The organism is Nocardia sp. JW2 (assembly GCF_051843015.1).
GTDB lineage: Bacteria > Actinomycetota > Actinomycetes > Mycobacteriales > Mycobacteriaceae > Nocardia > Nocardia coubleae.
Genome location: NZ_JBPXLK010000057.1, coordinates 1 through 2,331 on the forward strand (window position 1 = coordinate 1; position 2,331 = coordinate 2,331).

Sequence of the window (2,331 nt, forward strand, 5' to 3'; positions counted from 1 at the left end):
GGTCGACTTCGATGCCGCGCCTGCGCTCACGAGCCGATGATCACGACGGCAAATCGAAACCGGGGCGAACGTGCTTATCCGTTCCCCATGACCAGCACGATCTTTCCGACTGCTTCGCCGGATCGCAGCCGATCGGCGGCTGCCTTGCCCTGTGTCAGGCCCAGGGTGCTGTCGATCACCGGTCGGATCTGCCCGCGAGCGACGGCGGGGATCACCTCGGGCAGGAGCGAGGCGATGACGTCGGCCATCTCCTGGTCGCGGGTGAAGCCGAATGAGACTCCATGAACCGTGAGATGCCGGTAGGACAGGGCGTCGAGGTCGATGGTGGAGGCCGGGCCGGCGAGGCGGCCGATATTGACGACGTGACCGTCGACCTTGGTCGCGGGCAGGCATCGGGCGAAGGTCTGGCCCGCGATGTGGTCGAGCACCACGTCGACGCCCTCACCGTCGGTGGCATCGAGGGTGGCTTCGGTGAGCTCTTGTTCGTCGGTGACGATGACCGTGTCGACCCCCGCCTCCGCCAACAGCTCGCGTTTCGCGGCGGTACGCGTGGTGCCGATGACCTGGGCGGCGCCGAGGGCTTTGGCCAACTGGGCGCCGATGAGTCCGATACCGGTGGAAGCGCCGGTGATGAGCACGCTCTGTCCAGCAGTGAATCTCGCAGCGGTGAGTGCGCCGTGTTCGGTGAGCAGACCGGTCGGCAGCGCGCACGCCACGGCCGGATCGAGATCGCCGGGGCGGGGGAGGACGAAGCGCTGATCGGCGACGATGTATTCGGCGAACGACGAGGGAATCGACCCCATCACCGGATCGCCGACCTGCCACCCGTCCACGCCGTCGCCGAGCGCGGCTACCTCACCGGCGTATTCGAAACCGGCGATGAACTGGTTGCCGTGTCCGCCGTGAGTCGGGTCCGCGGCGGCGAGCATCGGCAGGTCGGCGTTGTTGGTGGCGGCGGCCCGATTGCGCACCAGGATCTGACCTGCTGCGGGCTGCGGTCGCGGAACTTCTCGTAGTACCCAGTCGGGGCCGATTCCGGAAACGAGTGCGCGCATCGTGTCGGTCAAGCGTGCTCCTGGCGATAGCTGGGTCAGCGGTGCCCGACAGCTCCGGCCGGGGTGAGGTCGATGCCCACCCCGGCCTGGTCAGGATCAGTTGAACAAGTCGAGAAGCGAGCCCTCGTTCTCGGACCCGATGATTCCGACCGGCTTGCTGCTGCCATCGTCCAGGATGGCGTCGAGGTTCGCCTGGATGTCCTCCGGCGTGGCCTCGGGGTTCGTATACCCGTCGTTCATCGTGAGTGCGAAGCGCTGCATCAGACCACCCTGGCTCAGGAGGGTCTCGCCGGTGATGGAACAGTCCTCGTGCGCGAGGAAGGCGACCGTCGGAGACACCATTTCGGTGGTCATCGTCGCCTCGAGCTTCTTCTTGAGATCATCGGGGATCTCCGCTTCCGCCGCCATGCGCGTGTAGGCGGTGGGGGCGATCGCGTTCACACGAATCCCGACCGCGAGCGCCTCCATGGCGAGAGTGCGGGTGAACGAGAAGACCGCACCCTTCGAGGCCACGTAGGCGCTCTGCTGTTCGAAGCCGACCAGCGTCGGCGACGCGGTGTTGACCACTCGCCCCGCGCCCGACGCGATGAGATGCGGCCAGGCTGCGGCCGTCACAGCCGCGGTGCCGAGAAAGTTGACCTCGATGTGCTGCCGGATGCCTTCGATCGCCTCCGGCCCGAAAGGGGTCATGTGGTTGATGCCGGCATTGTTCACGAGGATGTCGAGACGCCCGAACGCGTCGATCGCGGTCTGCACGATCGACTCGGCTCCGGTGGTCACACTGTCGTGGTTCGCCACCGCCTTTCCACCCGCCGCGATGATCTCGGAGACCACGTCGTCGGCCGGAGAGGTATCGGACCCTTGCCCGGCGGCAGAAGATCCGAAGTCGTTGACTACGACCGATGCTCCCCGTGAGGCCAGCAGCAGCGCGTGCGAACGGCCGAGCCCCCGGCCGCCGCCCGTGACGATGGCGACCTTCCCGTCGAAACGCAACATGGTCTCTCACTTCCCTCCATGCATGGCATGGACGCAGGTCGACGGGTCGCGAGGCGACCCATCGGGTTTAAAATATATTTAATAGTATATGCCGCTGAGTGTGTGGTGACGCAAGGATCGCACGAAAATCAGCGGCTAGGACGGGGCACTGCTGGGGTCGGCGCGGCTCAAACGGTCGAGCTACTGGATCGGTTAGGGTCGGGCTGCCCCGCGACGTGGCGGCGCCGTGTGGGTGCACGGGGAAGGTTCGTCTCGACCGGGCAACCGGTCGAGACGACCC

2 protein-coding genes are annotated in these 2,331 nt (G+C 66.3%); both read right to left on the reverse strand.

Annotated elements, in window-relative coordinates; all coding sequences use genetic code 11:
* Positions 1-74: 74 nt before the first annotated feature.
* The gene (locus tag ACSVDM_RS30740) at positions 75-1,067 is read right to left on the reverse strand and encodes a quinone oxidoreductase family protein (protein ID WP_439269162.1); all 993 of its coding nucleotides are present in this window, start codon (positions 1,065-1,067) and stop codon (positions 75-77) included.
* An 84-nt stretch (positions 1,068-1,151) separates the two neighbouring features.
* Positions 1,152-2,051 (reverse strand): SDR family NAD(P)-dependent oxidoreductase, encoded by a 900-nt coding sequence (locus ACSVDM_RS30745; protein ID WP_439269163.1) that lies wholly within the window; start codon positions 2,049-2,051, stop codon positions 1,152-1,154.
* Positions 2,052-2,331 lie beyond the last annotated feature (280 nt).